We start from the raw sequence: 13,774 nt of genomic DNA, 5'->3' as shown, positions 1-13,774 counted from the left end.
ACCGGTCCAGTAAACCTAGATCGTAACAAAATATCCCTCTGATGCAGGGTGCTTTCCTGTATCAGAGGGACTCTGTTATAAGGAAAGGAAAATATCGAAGTCTATCATCAAAGAAAATCGCGGCAGCTAAAGCATCATCTGCATCAATGCAAAAATTTACTGATCAGAAAACTGAATGCCACCGGCCAATGCGGCATAGATATTCCCTTCCCCTACATCCGTAACTGTGGATGCAGGGTCCTTTTCATGTTTCTTCTTTCAAAACGCAAGCTATCTTTACGTCGGTTCATCTACCAGTCTCACACAAAAGTTTACATGCACAATATTGACCACGAGGTCTATTTATGCTATAATTTAAAAATAGACCTTGTGGTCAATTATTTCGGAGGCAAACCTATGAAACGGGAAGAAAAAAATCAACAGACCCAGCGTAGGATTATGGACAGCGCACTGGCGGAATTTGCGGAAAAGGGTCACGGCGGCAGTTCGGTAAACACCATCTGTGCCGCCCAAGGAATTTCCAAAGGGATCATCTACCACTATTTTGAGAACAAGGACGAATTATATCTGGCCTGTGTGGAGGAGTGCTTTCAGCGCCTCACCGCCCATCTCAGCGCTGCTCTGCCGGAGGAGGACGACGGCTCTGTGGAGGACCAGCTGGGGCGGTATTTTACTGCCCGCATGACCTTTTTTCAGGAGAATCCGGTCTATCAACCCATCTTCTGCGAAGCAGTCATCTCTCCTCCCGCCCGGCTGTTCGAACAGATCCAAGCACGTCGGAAGGCGTTTGACGCCTTGACCATATCCACTTTGAAGCACCTACTGCGCCAGCTTCCGCTGCGTACGGACATTACCATGGAGGAAGTGGTGGACCTATTCCGGCAGTTTCAGGACTTTATCAATGCGCAGGCGCAAGCATCTTCCATGCCTGCCAGGAAGTGCTTTGCTCTTCGGGATGCCCAGTGCCGCCGGCTTTTGACTGTCCTGCTCTACGGCGTCACCGAAAGGGGGGATAGATATGGCTACTAAACAAAATTCAACTTCTATTTTGGGAGATATAAATCCCCCGAAAGCCATCATCAAGCTCGCCCTTCCCGCTACACTGGCCTTGCTGGCGAAGGCAGTCTACAACATCGTGGACACTGCCTACATCGGGATGCTGGATTCTGATATTGCTTTGACAGCGGTGGGCGTCACCGTGCCGCTGCTCCTCATCATGGTGTCCATCGAGAACATCTTCGCCGCCGGAGCCGCTGTACTGGCGGGGCGGCATCTGGGGGCTAAGGACGAGGAGGGTGCCAGCCGCACTGTCACCACCATCATCGGCCTGTCCATCGTCATCGGCGTGGTGCTGTGCGTGGGCGGCATTGCATTTATCGAGCCGCTGATGCGGGTGTTCGGCGCCTCTGACGCCTCCCTCCCTCTGGCCAAAGACTACGCCTTCTGGATGTTTGTGGCGGCCCTGGCCAATCTGCCTGCCCAGAGCATGAACTGCGCGGCACGGGCAGAGTCCTCCGTGAAGATCTCTTCCATCGCCGTCATCACCGGGGCCCTTTTGAATGTGGTGCTGGACCCTGTATTCATGTTTGACTGGGGCCTGGGCATGGGGGTGGAGGGGGCCTCCCTGGCCACCACCATCTCTCAGTTCGTCACCTTCTTTATCCTGGCCTGGTTCTATCTCAGTGGGCGCTCCGTCATCAAGCTGCGCCTGCGCTCCTTCCACCCCAGTTGGAAACTCATCAAGACCGTCACCGTCATCGGCATCCCCACAGCTGTCATCCAAATCTGCCTGTCGGTGGCCTCCTCCCTCACCAACATCGCCGCAGCCCCTCTGCCGGACGCGGACAACATTATTGCCGCCTACGGTGTGGTCCAACGGCTGGTCCTCATCGGCTGCTATGTGGTCATGGGCTTCATGCAAGGCTATCAGCCAGTGGCCTCCTTTGCTTTTGGCGCCAGAGACGAGGATCGGTTTCATCAGTCGGTTCGTTTCGCCCTAAAAGCCTCTTTGCTGCTAACCGTGCTGGTGGCGGTGGTCTATATCCTGCTGTCCCGGCCGCTGATTCTGCTGTTCAATCAAAACCCGGTCATCGTGGACTACGGCAGATGGCTGCTGGTCTCCCAAGTGGCGCTCTATCCCGCTTTTGGACTGTGCTACATGATGACCATTACTTATCAGACCATCGGAGCCTCCGGATATGGCCTGTTCCTGTCTACGATTCGTCAGGGACTATTCTATGTGCCCTTTATTTTGACCCTGCCAAAATTGTTTGGGGTCACAGGGATCTACTTTTCCCAACCAGCAGCCGACATTTTGACTATCTTAGTCTGTATGCTTTCGATCGGATCTATGAAACGGATCTCATCGGCAAGTATGCGCGGCACGCCGAAAGGAGCGGACGAGCTGTGAGCCCCTCTATCATCACAATCAGCCGTCAATTTGGGAGCGGTGTCCGACAAATCGGTGCGGAATCAGTGGATAGGCTCAACATTCCTTTTTCGGCATCCCCCCGGATCTCTTTGAATGGGCGGAGAACCGGAAGGATTGGCTTCTCTCCACTCTGTATCAAACAAGCGCCGGGAGCTGGGTTATGCCATTGGATGACCAAATCTATCCGGCTCAGGTCTGGACGATCCAAGAGCTGGAGGGCTCGTACACCATCGTGGGCCGGGGCGCGAACCGTGTTTTGGAGGGATACGAAGATCTGCTGAATCTCTTCATTTGCACGGCCCCGAACATCCGACTGAAGCGGGTGGAGGAGGGCTACGGTGTCCCTGCGGCACAGGCGGAAAAGCTGCTGGATTCCGCAGATAAAAACTGCGCCCCTTACCTGAAGCATGATACCGGTCAGGCATTTGGAGTAGCAGAAAATTGTTACCTCTGCATCGACAGCGGAAAACCGGGAATTGAAAACGCAGTGAAAATTATAGAAGCGTCCTATCACACACTGAGCTGAGAACTTTGGACGCGGAAGGGATCAGACCGCAGATCAGTGGCCGCTTCGCCCGAGTACCGCTGTTCCCCAACGCCATCTTCAGCCAGGAAGGAGACATCCAACTGAGTACTCACGAGCCAGTGCTGGAACCATTTGGCCCGTTTCTGCTGATGCAGCCCGGACAGCTTGGTACTATGACACTGTGATCTAGACAGCAGAAAATAGTCTAATGACCGGTGTTTCCTCTGACTTGCTTGCTCCGGACGCGGTCTTCACTTGGGCTCAGGCAGTTCAAAGCACTTATGCTTTGGAGGGCTGTCCTACTTTATCCTCTTCTGTTAAATTTGCGGATGCAGCTCCAGCAGATTGGTTTGCCTCCGCAGTAAACTGTGCGGCGGCAAATGGCGTGGTCTCTGAGTGGATGATGCCCATTTGGCTCTCTACAGCCCGCTCATTTGTGCGCAGCTGGCCTTGCGCTGCCCCCATAACAAGGGGTATGATACTCGTCCAGCACGGATCTATCCAGTTGCACCACGCCCTCCCCTCTTCGCAATGGACCGATGCCAAAGCTCTGATCAATGGCACCAGCATCACTTTCTTGACGCCTGCCAGTTCCACCACCAGCGTCCAGATGCCCGTGATCCTGATGCGCTTTTGTGAAGGTATCGCTGGATAACTTGGGCATTTCTCTCTGTTCCTCCAAACGCTATACTTAGCCCCTTTTGTGCTAAGTGATCCACATAAGCCGAAGCGGCGCAGCAAAAGCTGCACCGCTTCAATTTTCAACAAGCATTTTTCAAGAAATGCTCTTACTTCCTGGGGCATCCAGCTGGTCTTCTGTCACGCCTGCCAGCAGCTCAAGATTTTTTCAACGGTCCGAACCAGATAGCGTTTTTTCATCAACCAAATTGCCCGCTCATGAGCCCCATCCACAGATGTGGCTACCGCATCCTCCGCGACGCAGGTATAGTAGTTATGGAACGCAGCCCCCATGACGGTGGCCAAAACGCAGCCCTCTGTGGTACAGCCGCAACACACTACGCTCTTTATATGATTGGCCCGCAAAATCAAATCGAGACTTGTATTCAAAAATGCATCTGGCCGATATTTTGTGATAATTGGTTCATAGCAGCTTCCATTTTCTCCGTCACAATAGGGCGCCAGTTCCTCAATATGCTGCCATCCCCATGTATTTACCGTTGCATAGGTGGGCGCTTTCCCATCTCTCGTCTTAAATGCTATCCAGCCTCCGTTATCACTCTGCTCCCCCGGCAGCGTACTTTGCTGAATGTGAACGACGAATACATTGGCCTGTCTGGCGGCTTCCAGAAGCTTCCTGCAAGCTGGAATAATTTCAATGATGCTGTCTGCAGCCCGCCCCGCCTGTGCAAATTTTCCTTTTGGGGAACAAAAATCATTTTGCATGTCTATCATCAGCAGCGCAGTATGTTTTGGGTCAACAATTTTTGTGAAATCAGCATCTTCCGCATCATTATATCTGTAACATTTTTCAGGCTCCTTCATATACATGACAACCACTCCTCCCTGCTTAAAATTCGATCTCATACAGGGGAACATGCTGTTGAGATCCGTAGATATCATTATCTCCAAAAGCGCCCGAAGACACAGGCCGCTGATAAGTAAATTTGAAGGCCATGGCCGGTTCGTAGCACAGGCACTCATCGACCTCTGAGTCTGGGATACGGCACAGTTTACAAAGATACTCTCTATTCCATATTCCGGAATCTTTCATTGCCTCAAATTGATTCCGATCATTGAAAATGACATCCAATGTAAATCGGAAAGGGCCCGCATCCTTGCTGCGGACAATTGCATCGGCATTGAATAGCTTCATGATATCTCCTCACCTATTTCTGAATCCAAGTGATCGGAAATGGTTTTACCAGATCCTCTACCACCATCAAATGGTAGAGGGCGAACTCGTAACATGGCGGAGCGGGAAATTCGGCCGGTGTGTACAAAAATGCCAGGTTTCCGCTGTTTGCTCGGCGGCCCACAAATCCCATATGCAGAATGGCTGATCGGGCAAGTGCGCAGACAGTGTCGGCAGTTTCCTGTTCCTGAGAGAGCACCTCAATCACCAATCCGATCTCCTTCGGCGTCCAAGTCTCTGGGTCGCGTTCCTTCATAATCTCCCCTGCCCCATAATGCCGGAACAGAATCTTGTACGCTTTTTCCGCCTCAAATTGCGGCAGGTCCCGTTTTATTTTGGCCCGTACCTTTTCCTCCACCTCAGAAAGATGCTCGATCACAAAAGGGTCCCGAATCCCCGCAAGGCAGATTGTTCGATATCCAGTCCGCCGCACACCTTCCAGCTTCAGCGTGAGCCGAGCGGGTTCCACAAATTTTGTCCCTCTTATCCGAACACTTCGCCCTCCATTTTCACCTATAAAGCTGCTTTGGCTCATATCCAGGCCTCCCCCTGGAAACTCGGTGGTAATGGGCGTGCTTCTTTCATAAAGTGTATGGGCTGCTACCGTATCGGGCTTGCAAATCTTTTCGGGATCAGCAGGCGTCACGATAAACGAATCTCCATCGATGACCCCCAGCATACCATCTGATTCCCGAGGCAGTGCCACCGCTGTGCCGCACTCGATGATCTTCCCCATATGGTAGCTCAGGCCGGGGTCCTCGCCCTTCCAAATGGGATAGGCCGCAATTACAGCCGCGTCATAGGCTCGTCCGCCTACAATAATGTCCGCTCCCCCTTCCAGCGCTTTCATATAAGGTTGTATCCCCATCTGGGCTACGATATGAATGCAGTCGTCAATATCTTGTTCCGAAAGTCGATCTCTGGTTTCGAAATTTTCTATTTTCCCGTTGCGAAACGCCTGAATGACTTCCTGCTTGTCCAGCTCTGCGTCGATCCGCGCTACCTTAGGGTGGATATCCAGCTCCTCTACGATTTCATCCAGTATCCGCATGGCCCAATCCAGATGAGGTGTGGCTCCCGAACCGCACGCCGTCCCAATCAAAATCGGAACATGTGCCGTTTGTCCTGCCTCGACGATCAGTTTCAGATCCCGTTTGACCATCGTCCGCGATGTAAAGCTTTTCCCCGTCCCCAGATAATAAGGCCCCGGGTCTACCGACCCCGCATCCAGCGCAATGACATCGAATCCATGTTCCAGCGCCGCTTTTAAAGAACGCATCGGAAATCCATACCCTAACATCCCCAGCGGAGCATATACCGTGATCAAAGTGATACTCCTTTCTCCTCTTATGTGAATAGAGTCGTAGCTACTGCCGTGAGCCCAGGACAGAAAATGACCAGCACCCATACCGCCATCAGCAGCAGAAGGAACGGGACAGCTCCCCGGATCACGGATGCAACAGATTCCTTCTGCATTCCTGCCACCTGAAACAGATTGATCCCTACGGGAGGCGTCAACTGTCCGACCTGGATTCCTATGGTCATAACAATTCCGAACTGGATCAAATCATACCCGAGCCCGCCCACAACCGGAACCATCAGCGGAGCTGCAATCAGCATAATGGAGACGCCATCCATAAAGCAGCCAAGAAAAATCAAGATTAGGGCGCATATGACTACCATTTGGATCGCCGAGAAGTTGGAGGCCGCTACAATCTCCAGTATCTGATGCGGCACTCTTGTGGCAGTCAAAAACATGGAGAACATCGAACACGCAGTAACGATCCACAAAATTGTAGCGGTCGATTTCGTAGCCTCCTTGATCGTCTCAATGAACTGTCCCCATGTATATTCCCGGTAAATCAGCGTGGATACCAAAACCGCATAGACACAAGCAAACGCAGATGCCTCTGTAGCCGTCATAATTCCGGAATAAATGGAACCTAAAATGGCAACCGGTAGAAGGATCGCCGGCAAAGCTTTCAGCGTCTTTTTCCAGCGGTCGGTATGCTCTGTTTCTCCGCCTCTCTGCTTATGAATAATACTAAAGATAACAATATAGATTGAGAACACACCTACCACGATCAGCCCGGGAAGCATGCCAGCAGCGAACAATTTTGATACCGATACTCCTGCTATCGTCGTATAGAGAATCATTGGGATGCTTGGGGGGATCAGGATTCCCAAAGATCCCGCACTGGCTACCAGCCCCATAGAAAACGACTTCTGATAATTGGAGTCTATCATTGCAGGGATCATCAGCCCGCCGACCGCTGCGATGGTTGCGGAAGCAGAGCCTGTGATCGCTGCAAACATGGCACAGGCAAGAACGGTCGCAATGGCCACGCCCCCCGGAACATGTCCAATCCAAGCATTCAGAGCATTCAGCAGATGTCTCGAAATCCCGCCTTTCGCCATAATCGCCCCCGCAAAAATATACCCTGGTATGGTGATCATAGAGGTACTGGCTACCGCAGTATATAGAAGTGAACCAACTGTTGTAAGATTGTAGCCGATCATCATAAATCCGATCAGACTGGACAAACCCATGGCAACAGCAATGGGAACATGCATCATCATGAGTACCACAAATATCGCCAGAAGAATCCATACATTTTCCATCTTTTATTCCCCCGAACTTTCGCCTCTCTGTTCCACAACATCGTCAGTTGCTTTGTTTCTGAACAGAGCAATCATCAATCCGATATACCGTACGATTAGGACCGCGCCGCTGAATGGAATAATCAGATAGGAAATCCAAACGGGGAATTCCAAAATCTGCGTCACACGGCCCATCTCATACTGCATCATCATGGCAAGATATCCGTATCGCATCATAAAGAAAGAGAAAACAGCCCCACAGAGATAACCAAAAAACTCTATCCCGCGTTTCCATGTTTCATTCCGAATCGCGGCATACAGGATATCCATCTTTATGTGCTCATCTTTCCGTAATGCGATGGAATATCCGATCAGGGTACTCCAAACGATAAAAATCGGGCCTATTTCATCCACAAATGTCAGGGGATGATGGAAGATATAGCGAGCCACAACGCCGACAAACATAATCCCTACACCACAGACAAGTCCAATCCCGGCAATGATATCCTCTATTTTTTCGTAGACAGCAAGAAATCTCTTCCACATAACTTCACGCCCTCCGTATTTTTTGGAGATATCTGCCGGGAGGCCCACATTCTCCCGGCAGATATCCAATCCATTTTATTGGTTTGCTTCCCTAAATTCGGCAATGGCATCAATCCATTTGCTGGAGACATACTCTTCCACGATCGGCTGCCACAGTGCCTTCAGTTCTGCGATCTCCTCATCAGACGCTTCGTAAAAATCACAGCTGCTCTTAACCAGTTCAATGGCGGCAGCACAGGTCTCGTCTGTGTATTCCAGCTGCTTCTCCCTTGCCATTTCCAGTCCTTCCTCGATTACATTCTGCAACGCCTCAGGATAGGAGTCCCAGACAGCTTGATTGAACATAATGAGGTACGGAGCGTATTGGATCTTGTAAGCAGAAACGCTCTCGAGCACTTCCTGTAGCTGGATATTTACAGCGGAGTCAATAGAGGTCACTGCAATATCCACCAATTTTGTCTGCATAGCCGTGTAAAGCTCATTAAAGGAGACCGTAGTCACCGAGGCACCCAGCGCATCATAGAGCGCCTGTGTCATCGCTCCACCGCCTTCCCGCACCTTTTTCCCCTGGAATCCATCAATATTTCGGATGGAATCCCCATTGCTCATAAAGTACTGTTCCCCTCCGAACATCACATCGACTACTTTCAGTCCCAATGCATTGATTTTTTCATAGAGGGGCTGTGCATACTCAGAAGTATAGAACGATTCCATCTCATACACATCATTGAACAGATAAGGAGCCAAACAATACTGTGTGTCAGTATCCACACTGGTCAGTTTGCTCATATAGGTAGATACCATATCAATATTTCCGCCCACCACTGCATCGATCTCAGTGGCGTCATTATACAGTTGTCCAGCCGGGAAGATTTCTAAGGTAACCCAGCCGTTGGACTGCTGCTCCAGGTATTTTCCAAAGTCCTCCATCGCAAGATGAGTTGGAGACGACGTAGACTGCACATGAGAATAGCTGATGGTGATCTTTTCATCCAGCCCCAACGGATTGCTGTCATCTGTAACTGCCGATGTTCCGGTGGAGCTCACTCCAGAAGTCCCTGGCGACGTATTCCCACTACAGCCCGCCAACATAATCATCAGCATTGCAAGGGCAAGAATGAATGTGAATTGCTTTTTCATTTGTCTTTCCTCCTCATTTTATTGTTTGCTTTGCTTTTGTGGGCCTAGAGAGGTATTCCCGGTAAAAAACCGTTTTGCGTTTTCAGTTACGAGATTCCGAATATCCTGTTTTGTTGCTCCCCGTTTTTCAAGCTCAGGGATAATAGTGTCAAATAAGCGCACCGGGTCCCAATGTTCAAAGTTCCGATTTCCCGGAAGTTCTTTTAACAAAAACGCCACAGAGTCCGTGCCAATAAAAAGGTGATCTGAATATCCCATATGAATTAACGCAGTCAATGTAGCCATTCGGAAGTAATCATCGCCGTGCCACTCGTTTCCAAAGCGGTCAAATCCGACATATACGCCTTCATCCAATATAGATTTCTGGTACCGAAGATCCGGATTTGCACAGCAGTGGCCGATCAAGCACCGGTCAGCCGCAACTCCATACCGCTTGAAAGCACGAGCCTGTTCGGGCCCCATCGTCCCCTTCTCTGTATGGGTAATAATTGGAAGCCCAGACTGAATACTCGCCATACAGGCCGCATGGATGCACCGATCCTCATAATCTGTAATCTGTCCGTATCCGGTCGCAACTTTAATGATCCCTGGCTTTATCCGCTCCGGGCCAATTCCATTTTCAATCTCATAGAGGTAGATATCTCGAATCTCTTCCGCCGTCGCGGTCCGGAATGCCGACAAATATCCGCGGGCCTCTAAATCAAACCCTGTCGAACACATGATTTGGACTCCACTCTTGACTGACATTTCCTGCATAAACACTGGATTTCTTCCCAGCTCGATTGGACAGGGATCCACCACCAAATTTACACCGTAGTCTCGCAGGCGCTTCAGCCTGTCCAGCGTCTTTTCCTCTGCCTTCGCATGGTCAAATTCTGCATAGCGCGGATCATAAAACCACCCTGCATAGCCCAATACGATATGCTCGTGCATCAGTACCTTTTCCAGCTTTTGAATGGAAAATTGTCCTGTTGTAGTCTGGATCGTTTTATACACCTCATATCCTCCTTATCCAACCTGACCGTGTTATCAGCACGCTGTCTGAACGGGACATCTGTCCTCAATATTGCGCTTTCTTTTCTATATAAGATGTTTTCTTTCGGGCATATCGTTTAATCCGGCATATACTTTTTCTCGATTGCTACCCACTTCTCGCTGTTAAACATGCTCCACAATTCTCTGTGGGAAAGCATCTCATTTTCCATCCCTGCTGTTGTCCCGGTCTGTTGAAGCGTATTGAGAAGCTCCATGCATTTTTTTGCGACCACCCTAGTCTGGGCATTGGGATAGATCGTCATCTTGACCCCCGCCTCTTCCAGCTCCTGTCTGGATAGGAATGGGCTGCGCCCTCCCTCTACGTTGTTGAAGAGGACAGGGCCTTTAATCTCGGATGCAATCTTTTTGACCTCTTCATAGCTTTCTGGGCTCTCTACAAAAATTACATCTGCACCTGCGTCCAAATACAGTCTGCCCCGGCGAATCGCCTCATCCAGCCCTACGACTGTACGGGCATCTGTGCGGGCAACAATAACGAGACCGTTTTCCAGCCGGTTCTCATGGATGGTACGAATCCGCTTTACCATTTCTTCGTCCCGAACAAGTCTTCTCCCCAGCTCATGCCCGCATTTTTTGGGAACCTTTTGATCCTCAATCTGGACTGCCGCGATATCCAGCTGTTCAAATTCTTTGGTAAGTCGGTAGAGGTTGAGAGGTGCACCAAATCCAGTATCAATATCGACCAGCATAGGGATTTGGATCGCACTGCGTATGTTTTGTACCACTTGCCGAAGTTCTAGATAACTGATCGTATTGAGATCAGGAATACCAGAGAGCGTCAAGGAAATACCAGATCCGGTCAAATATGCGGCTGGAAATCCTGCTCTTTCCACAATCGTGGCTGTAATACAGTCATAGCAGCCCGGGATCTGAATGACCCCTGATGCCTTTATCATATTTCGAAATTGTTCTGAAGTACGCATATTCTTTCCTTCTATTCATTTATTGTTGATTCAATCTTTCGGAATGTACCTTTCTTCCATCGCGCGGACAGAGGGAGTATCTGTAAATACTTTGAACGCCTCAAATGACATGTGTTCCTCGAAGCCGGAACTGGTCCCGTGTTCCATCAGATAACTCAAGCCCTTCTGCAACGCATATGCAGCTATCAGCGAGGTAAACATGGGGCAGCTGACCCTTGCAGCGCCAAGCTGTCTCAGCTCTTCAAAAGTCAACATCGGTGTACGGCCTCCTTCCAGCATGTTGATGCTGACCGGCCCCTTGATCTGTTCAATAGCCCGCTTTACTTCTTCTGCACTAGCAGGGGATTCTACAAAAACCATGTCAGCACCAGCTTCCAAATATGCATTTCCGCGGCGGATTGCTTCCTCAATTCCGCATACGTAAGCTGCATCAGTACGGGCATTGATCACAAAATCCGGGTCTCTTTTGGCATCTACTGCCGCTCTTATCTTGCCCACCATCTCTCCCAAAGAGATAAGCTGTTTCCCAGCCATATGGCCGCAGCGTTTAGGGAAACATTGATCTTCTAAGTTCATACCGGCTGCGCCGGTCTCCTCCAGCCGTTTTGTCGTCCACCAGACATTGACTGCATTCCCATAGCCGGTATCAGCATCCGTCATGACAGGAATATCTACTGCCCGCACAATATTGGATGTGATCCGGACGATTTCCTCCAAAGAGGTAAAGCTGGCATCTGTCATCCCCAACGAAGATGCCGAAACTCCAAACCCGGAAATCTGACATGCTTGAAATCCGCAGTATTCCACCATCCGCGCGCTTAATGCATCATATACTCCGGGACAGGGCAATGCTTTTCGCTGCAGCAATAGTTTTTTCAACTGCGTAGTTTTGTTCATATACTCGGTCCCCCTCCTTCTGATGGGGCCATCATAACACAGAAAAAAGCATCCGTCTTTTTACTTTCTTTACAATATGTCTATTTTTTTACATAAAAAATACTTGTAAACAGAAATATCTTCTGATACAATATAGCCAAGCTCTGGGGCATCTTAACAAAAAGAGGTGGATTTTATGAAACCAGAAGCGCAGTATTCAGGTTTTATAGAGCGATTTCAGTCATATTCTAAGGAGTATTCTACACTGAAGGACGCTACATATGCGGCCCTCAAAGATGCCATCCTACTTAACATGTTTCCCAGTGAGATCACAGAGACCGAGATCTCCGCACTCCTTCACATCAGCCGGACCCCTATACGGGAGGCTATGCTACAGCTAAGCAATGATGGCCTTTTGGAAATCAACCATGGACGAAAAGCAAAGATCCGTTCTCTGACAGAAAAAGATATTACCGATTTAGCCATCGTTTTGGACAGCATCCACCATCTCGCCCTGATGCTCTGCATTGATCATGCCAGCAAAGAGGACCTCAACGATATGGAGGAAACCATTGCTCTCATCAGTTTTTATACAAAGCGCAAAGACTTCCACCATCTTCACAAATACAACTCTCGTTTCCATTCCCAAATTGCCCGTGCAAGCGGGAATATCTGGCTCTTAGACATCATGGATCGCCTTCTGTCGTACACCTCTGTTTTTCGAGAATATGCTATTTCCCGTCCAAACCGCATGGATGTTGCCTGCGAAGAGCATGCCGCCATTTTCCAGGCAATCTGCAACCGTGACAAGGAAGAAGGTACCCGGTTGATCTCTCTCCATGTCCAAAACGCCTTCAGTCTGCACCCAATCACTTCTCAGTCTGAACCGCCTCACAGCGAGGAAGAACATGAATGACAACTTTTTTTATGATATTGATGAAATACTGCGTGCATTGGACCATTATCAGGGAGACCCGTTTTTTTCTCAGCAATATGCCGCCCTGCTTCAAGAACAGATCTCAAAAGGGCTGGATCTGCTTCTGAAGAAGGACATTCCCAGCAAATCCATGTTGTTCCGCTATTTGATCCTGCTTTATATAAAAAAGCAATACCGGGCGCGTATCTTCCACCTGGGCCAAGCCGCTCATCTCTTGATCTGGATGAATGATCACTACACCAAAGCGCAGCTCCATCATTGTGAAAAACTGGTTCAGGACACCTGCCATATGATCGAATCAACCCATGAATCCTTGGATCGCTGGAAAAATCCTGCCCTGTGCTCCTATGCCATCCGGCAAATTGAACAGCATTACCAGAAAATTTGTCTTCACGATTTGTCCTCCGCCCTTAAAATCAACCCGTCTTATCTCTCCCGTGTTCTCTCCCAAAATCTTCACGTTACTTTTTTAGATTTGCTTCATACAAAACGCATTTTTGTTGCGCTGGAATATTTCTCTAACTCTAAAAAATTGCCTCAACTGGAATATCTGGCCACAGATCTTGGATACTCTTCTGCTCACTATTTTTACTGTGTTTTTAAGAGATACGTGGGCCTTACTCCTTCCGAGGTCTGGCATCTGATGTCAGCATAACCTTTTTTCAAGATCAAAGTGGTTTTGTGCCGCTCTTCTTTGCTCTATTCTCTGCATTTTTTGCAAAATTCCCTTTGCAGTTTTAGATAATATGGATACAACGTACAGCGTCTTACCGCGTAATTCCGGTTGAAACGCTACTCGTCTTTTTTGTTCTTAAAGCGTTCCCAGTGTCCCTTTTCAGCCCTTGGGGACGCGGACTTTTCGAGG

15 protein-coding genes are annotated in these 13,774 nt (G+C 49.4%); 5 read left to right on the top strand and 10 right to left on the bottom strand.

The annotated features are described in order from the left end of the window. Window positions 1-396 precede the first annotated feature (396 nt). From L9O85_RS02855 to L9O85_RS02845, 3 genes are all read left to right on the top strand, one after another. Window positions 397-1,029: a TetR/AcrR family transcriptional regulator gene (locus L9O85_RS02855; protein ID WP_256182758.1), complete on the top strand. Its 633-nt coding sequence runs from the start codon at window positions 397-399 to the stop codon at window positions 1,027-1,029. Further along, the gene (locus L9O85_RS02850) at window positions 1,019-2,410 is read left to right on the top strand and encodes an MATE family efflux transporter (RefSeq protein ID WP_301579497.1); all 1,392 of its coding nucleotides are present in this window, start codon (window positions 1,019-1,021) and stop codon (window positions 2,408-2,410) included. The genes L9O85_RS02855 and L9O85_RS02850 overlap by 11 nt, the downstream gene beginning before the upstream one ends. 94 nt (window positions 2,411-2,504) lie before the next feature. After that, window positions 2,505-2,957 carry an AAA family ATPase gene (locus L9O85_RS02845; protein ID WP_346015907.1) on the top strand — a complete coding sequence of 151 codons (453 nt, stop codon included), beginning with the start codon at window positions 2,505-2,507 and terminating at the stop codon, window positions 2,955-2,957. Between the two features lie 279 nt (window positions 2,958-3,236). Here the strand turns inward: L9O85_RS02845 and L9O85_RS02840 are convergent, their stop codons facing one another. The 10 genes from L9O85_RS02840 to L9O85_RS02795 all read right to left on the bottom strand — a co-directional run bounded on the left by L9O85_RS02840 (window position 3,237) and on the right by L9O85_RS02795 (window position 11,993). Continuing rightward, window positions 3,237-3,761, bottom strand: coding sequence for a hypothetical protein (locus L9O85_RS02840; protein WP_108979656.1), 525 nt, complete (start codon window positions 3,759-3,761; stop codon window positions 3,237-3,239). Between the two features lie 15 nt (window positions 3,762-3,776). Next, window positions 3,777-4,466, bottom strand: coding sequence for a cysteine hydrolase family protein (locus L9O85_RS02835; protein WP_301579494.1), 690 nt, complete (start codon window positions 4,464-4,466; stop codon window positions 3,777-3,779). A gap of 19 nt (window positions 4,467-4,485) precedes the next feature. After that, a complete protein-coding gene (locus tag L9O85_RS02830) occupies window positions 4,486-4,791 on the bottom strand; it encodes a DUF4387 domain-containing protein (protein WP_108979658.1) in 306 nt (101 codons plus the stop codon). A 13-nt stretch (window positions 4,792-4,804) separates the two neighbouring features. Continuing rightward, the gene (locus tag L9O85_RS02825) at window positions 4,805-6,157 is read right to left on the bottom strand and encodes an acyclic terpene utilization AtuA family protein (protein ID WP_157954643.1); all 1,353 of its coding nucleotides are present in this window, start codon (window positions 6,155-6,157) and stop codon (window positions 4,805-4,807) included. A gap of 20 nt (window positions 6,158-6,177) precedes the next feature. Then, window positions 6,178-7,452, bottom strand: coding sequence for a TRAP transporter large permease (locus tag L9O85_RS02820; protein ID WP_256182755.1), 1,275 nt, complete (start codon window positions 7,450-7,452; stop codon window positions 6,178-6,180). Between the two features lie 3 nt (window positions 7,453-7,455). Beyond that, the gene (locus L9O85_RS02815) at window positions 7,456-7,977 is read right to left on the bottom strand and encodes a TRAP transporter small permease (protein ID WP_108979661.1); all 522 of its coding nucleotides are present in this window, start codon (window positions 7,975-7,977) and stop codon (window positions 7,456-7,458) included. 75 nt (window positions 7,978-8,052) lie between these two features. After that, a complete protein-coding gene (locus tag L9O85_RS02810; protein WP_108979662.1) occupies window positions 8,053-9,117 on the bottom strand; it encodes a TRAP transporter substrate-binding protein in 1,065 nt (354 codons plus the stop codon). 18 nt (window positions 9,118-9,135) lie between these two features. After that, the gene (locus tag L9O85_RS02805; protein ID WP_301579488.1) at window positions 9,136-10,113 is read right to left on the bottom strand and encodes a phosphotriesterase family protein; all 978 of its coding nucleotides are present in this window, start codon (window positions 10,111-10,113) and stop codon (window positions 9,136-9,138) included. A 116-nt stretch (window positions 10,114-10,229) separates the two neighbouring features. Further along, window positions 10,230-11,096 carry an isocitrate lyase/PEP mutase family protein gene (locus L9O85_RS02800; RefSeq protein ID WP_108979664.1) on the bottom strand — a complete coding sequence of 289 codons (867 nt, stop codon included), beginning with the start codon at window positions 11,094-11,096 and terminating at the stop codon, window positions 10,230-10,232. Between the two features lie 30 nt (window positions 11,097-11,126). Further along, the gene (locus tag L9O85_RS02795) at window positions 11,127-11,993 is read right to left on the bottom strand and encodes an isocitrate lyase/PEP mutase family protein (RefSeq protein ID WP_108979665.1); all 867 of its coding nucleotides are present in this window, start codon (window positions 11,991-11,993) and stop codon (window positions 11,127-11,129) included. Window positions 11,994-12,168: 175 nt separating this feature from the next. On the opposite strand from L9O85_RS02795, the gene L9O85_RS02790 reads away from it, so the two are divergent. Together L9O85_RS02790 and L9O85_RS02785 are read left to right on the top strand one after the other, a co-directional pair. Beyond that, window positions 12,169-12,888, top strand: a complete 720-nt coding sequence (locus tag L9O85_RS02790) for a GntR family transcriptional regulator (protein WP_108979666.1) — start codon at window positions 12,169-12,171, stop codon at window positions 12,886-12,888. Beyond that, window positions 12,881-13,564 (top strand): helix-turn-helix transcriptional regulator, encoded by a 684-nt coding sequence (locus tag L9O85_RS02785; protein WP_157954644.1) that lies wholly within the window; start codon window positions 12,881-12,883, stop codon window positions 13,562-13,564. The genes L9O85_RS02790 and L9O85_RS02785 overlap by 8 nt, the downstream gene beginning before the upstream one ends. Window positions 13,565-13,774: the final 210 nt, after the last annotated feature.

Source organism: Lawsonibacter asaccharolyticus, assembly GCF_022453915.1.
GTDB classification, from domain to species: Bacteria; Bacillota; Clostridia; order Oscillospirales; family Oscillospiraceae; genus Lawsonibacter; species Lawsonibacter asaccharolyticus.
The sequence above is the reverse complement of the archived record's forward strand: the minus strand, read 5'-3'. Positions and strand labels throughout refer to the sequence as shown.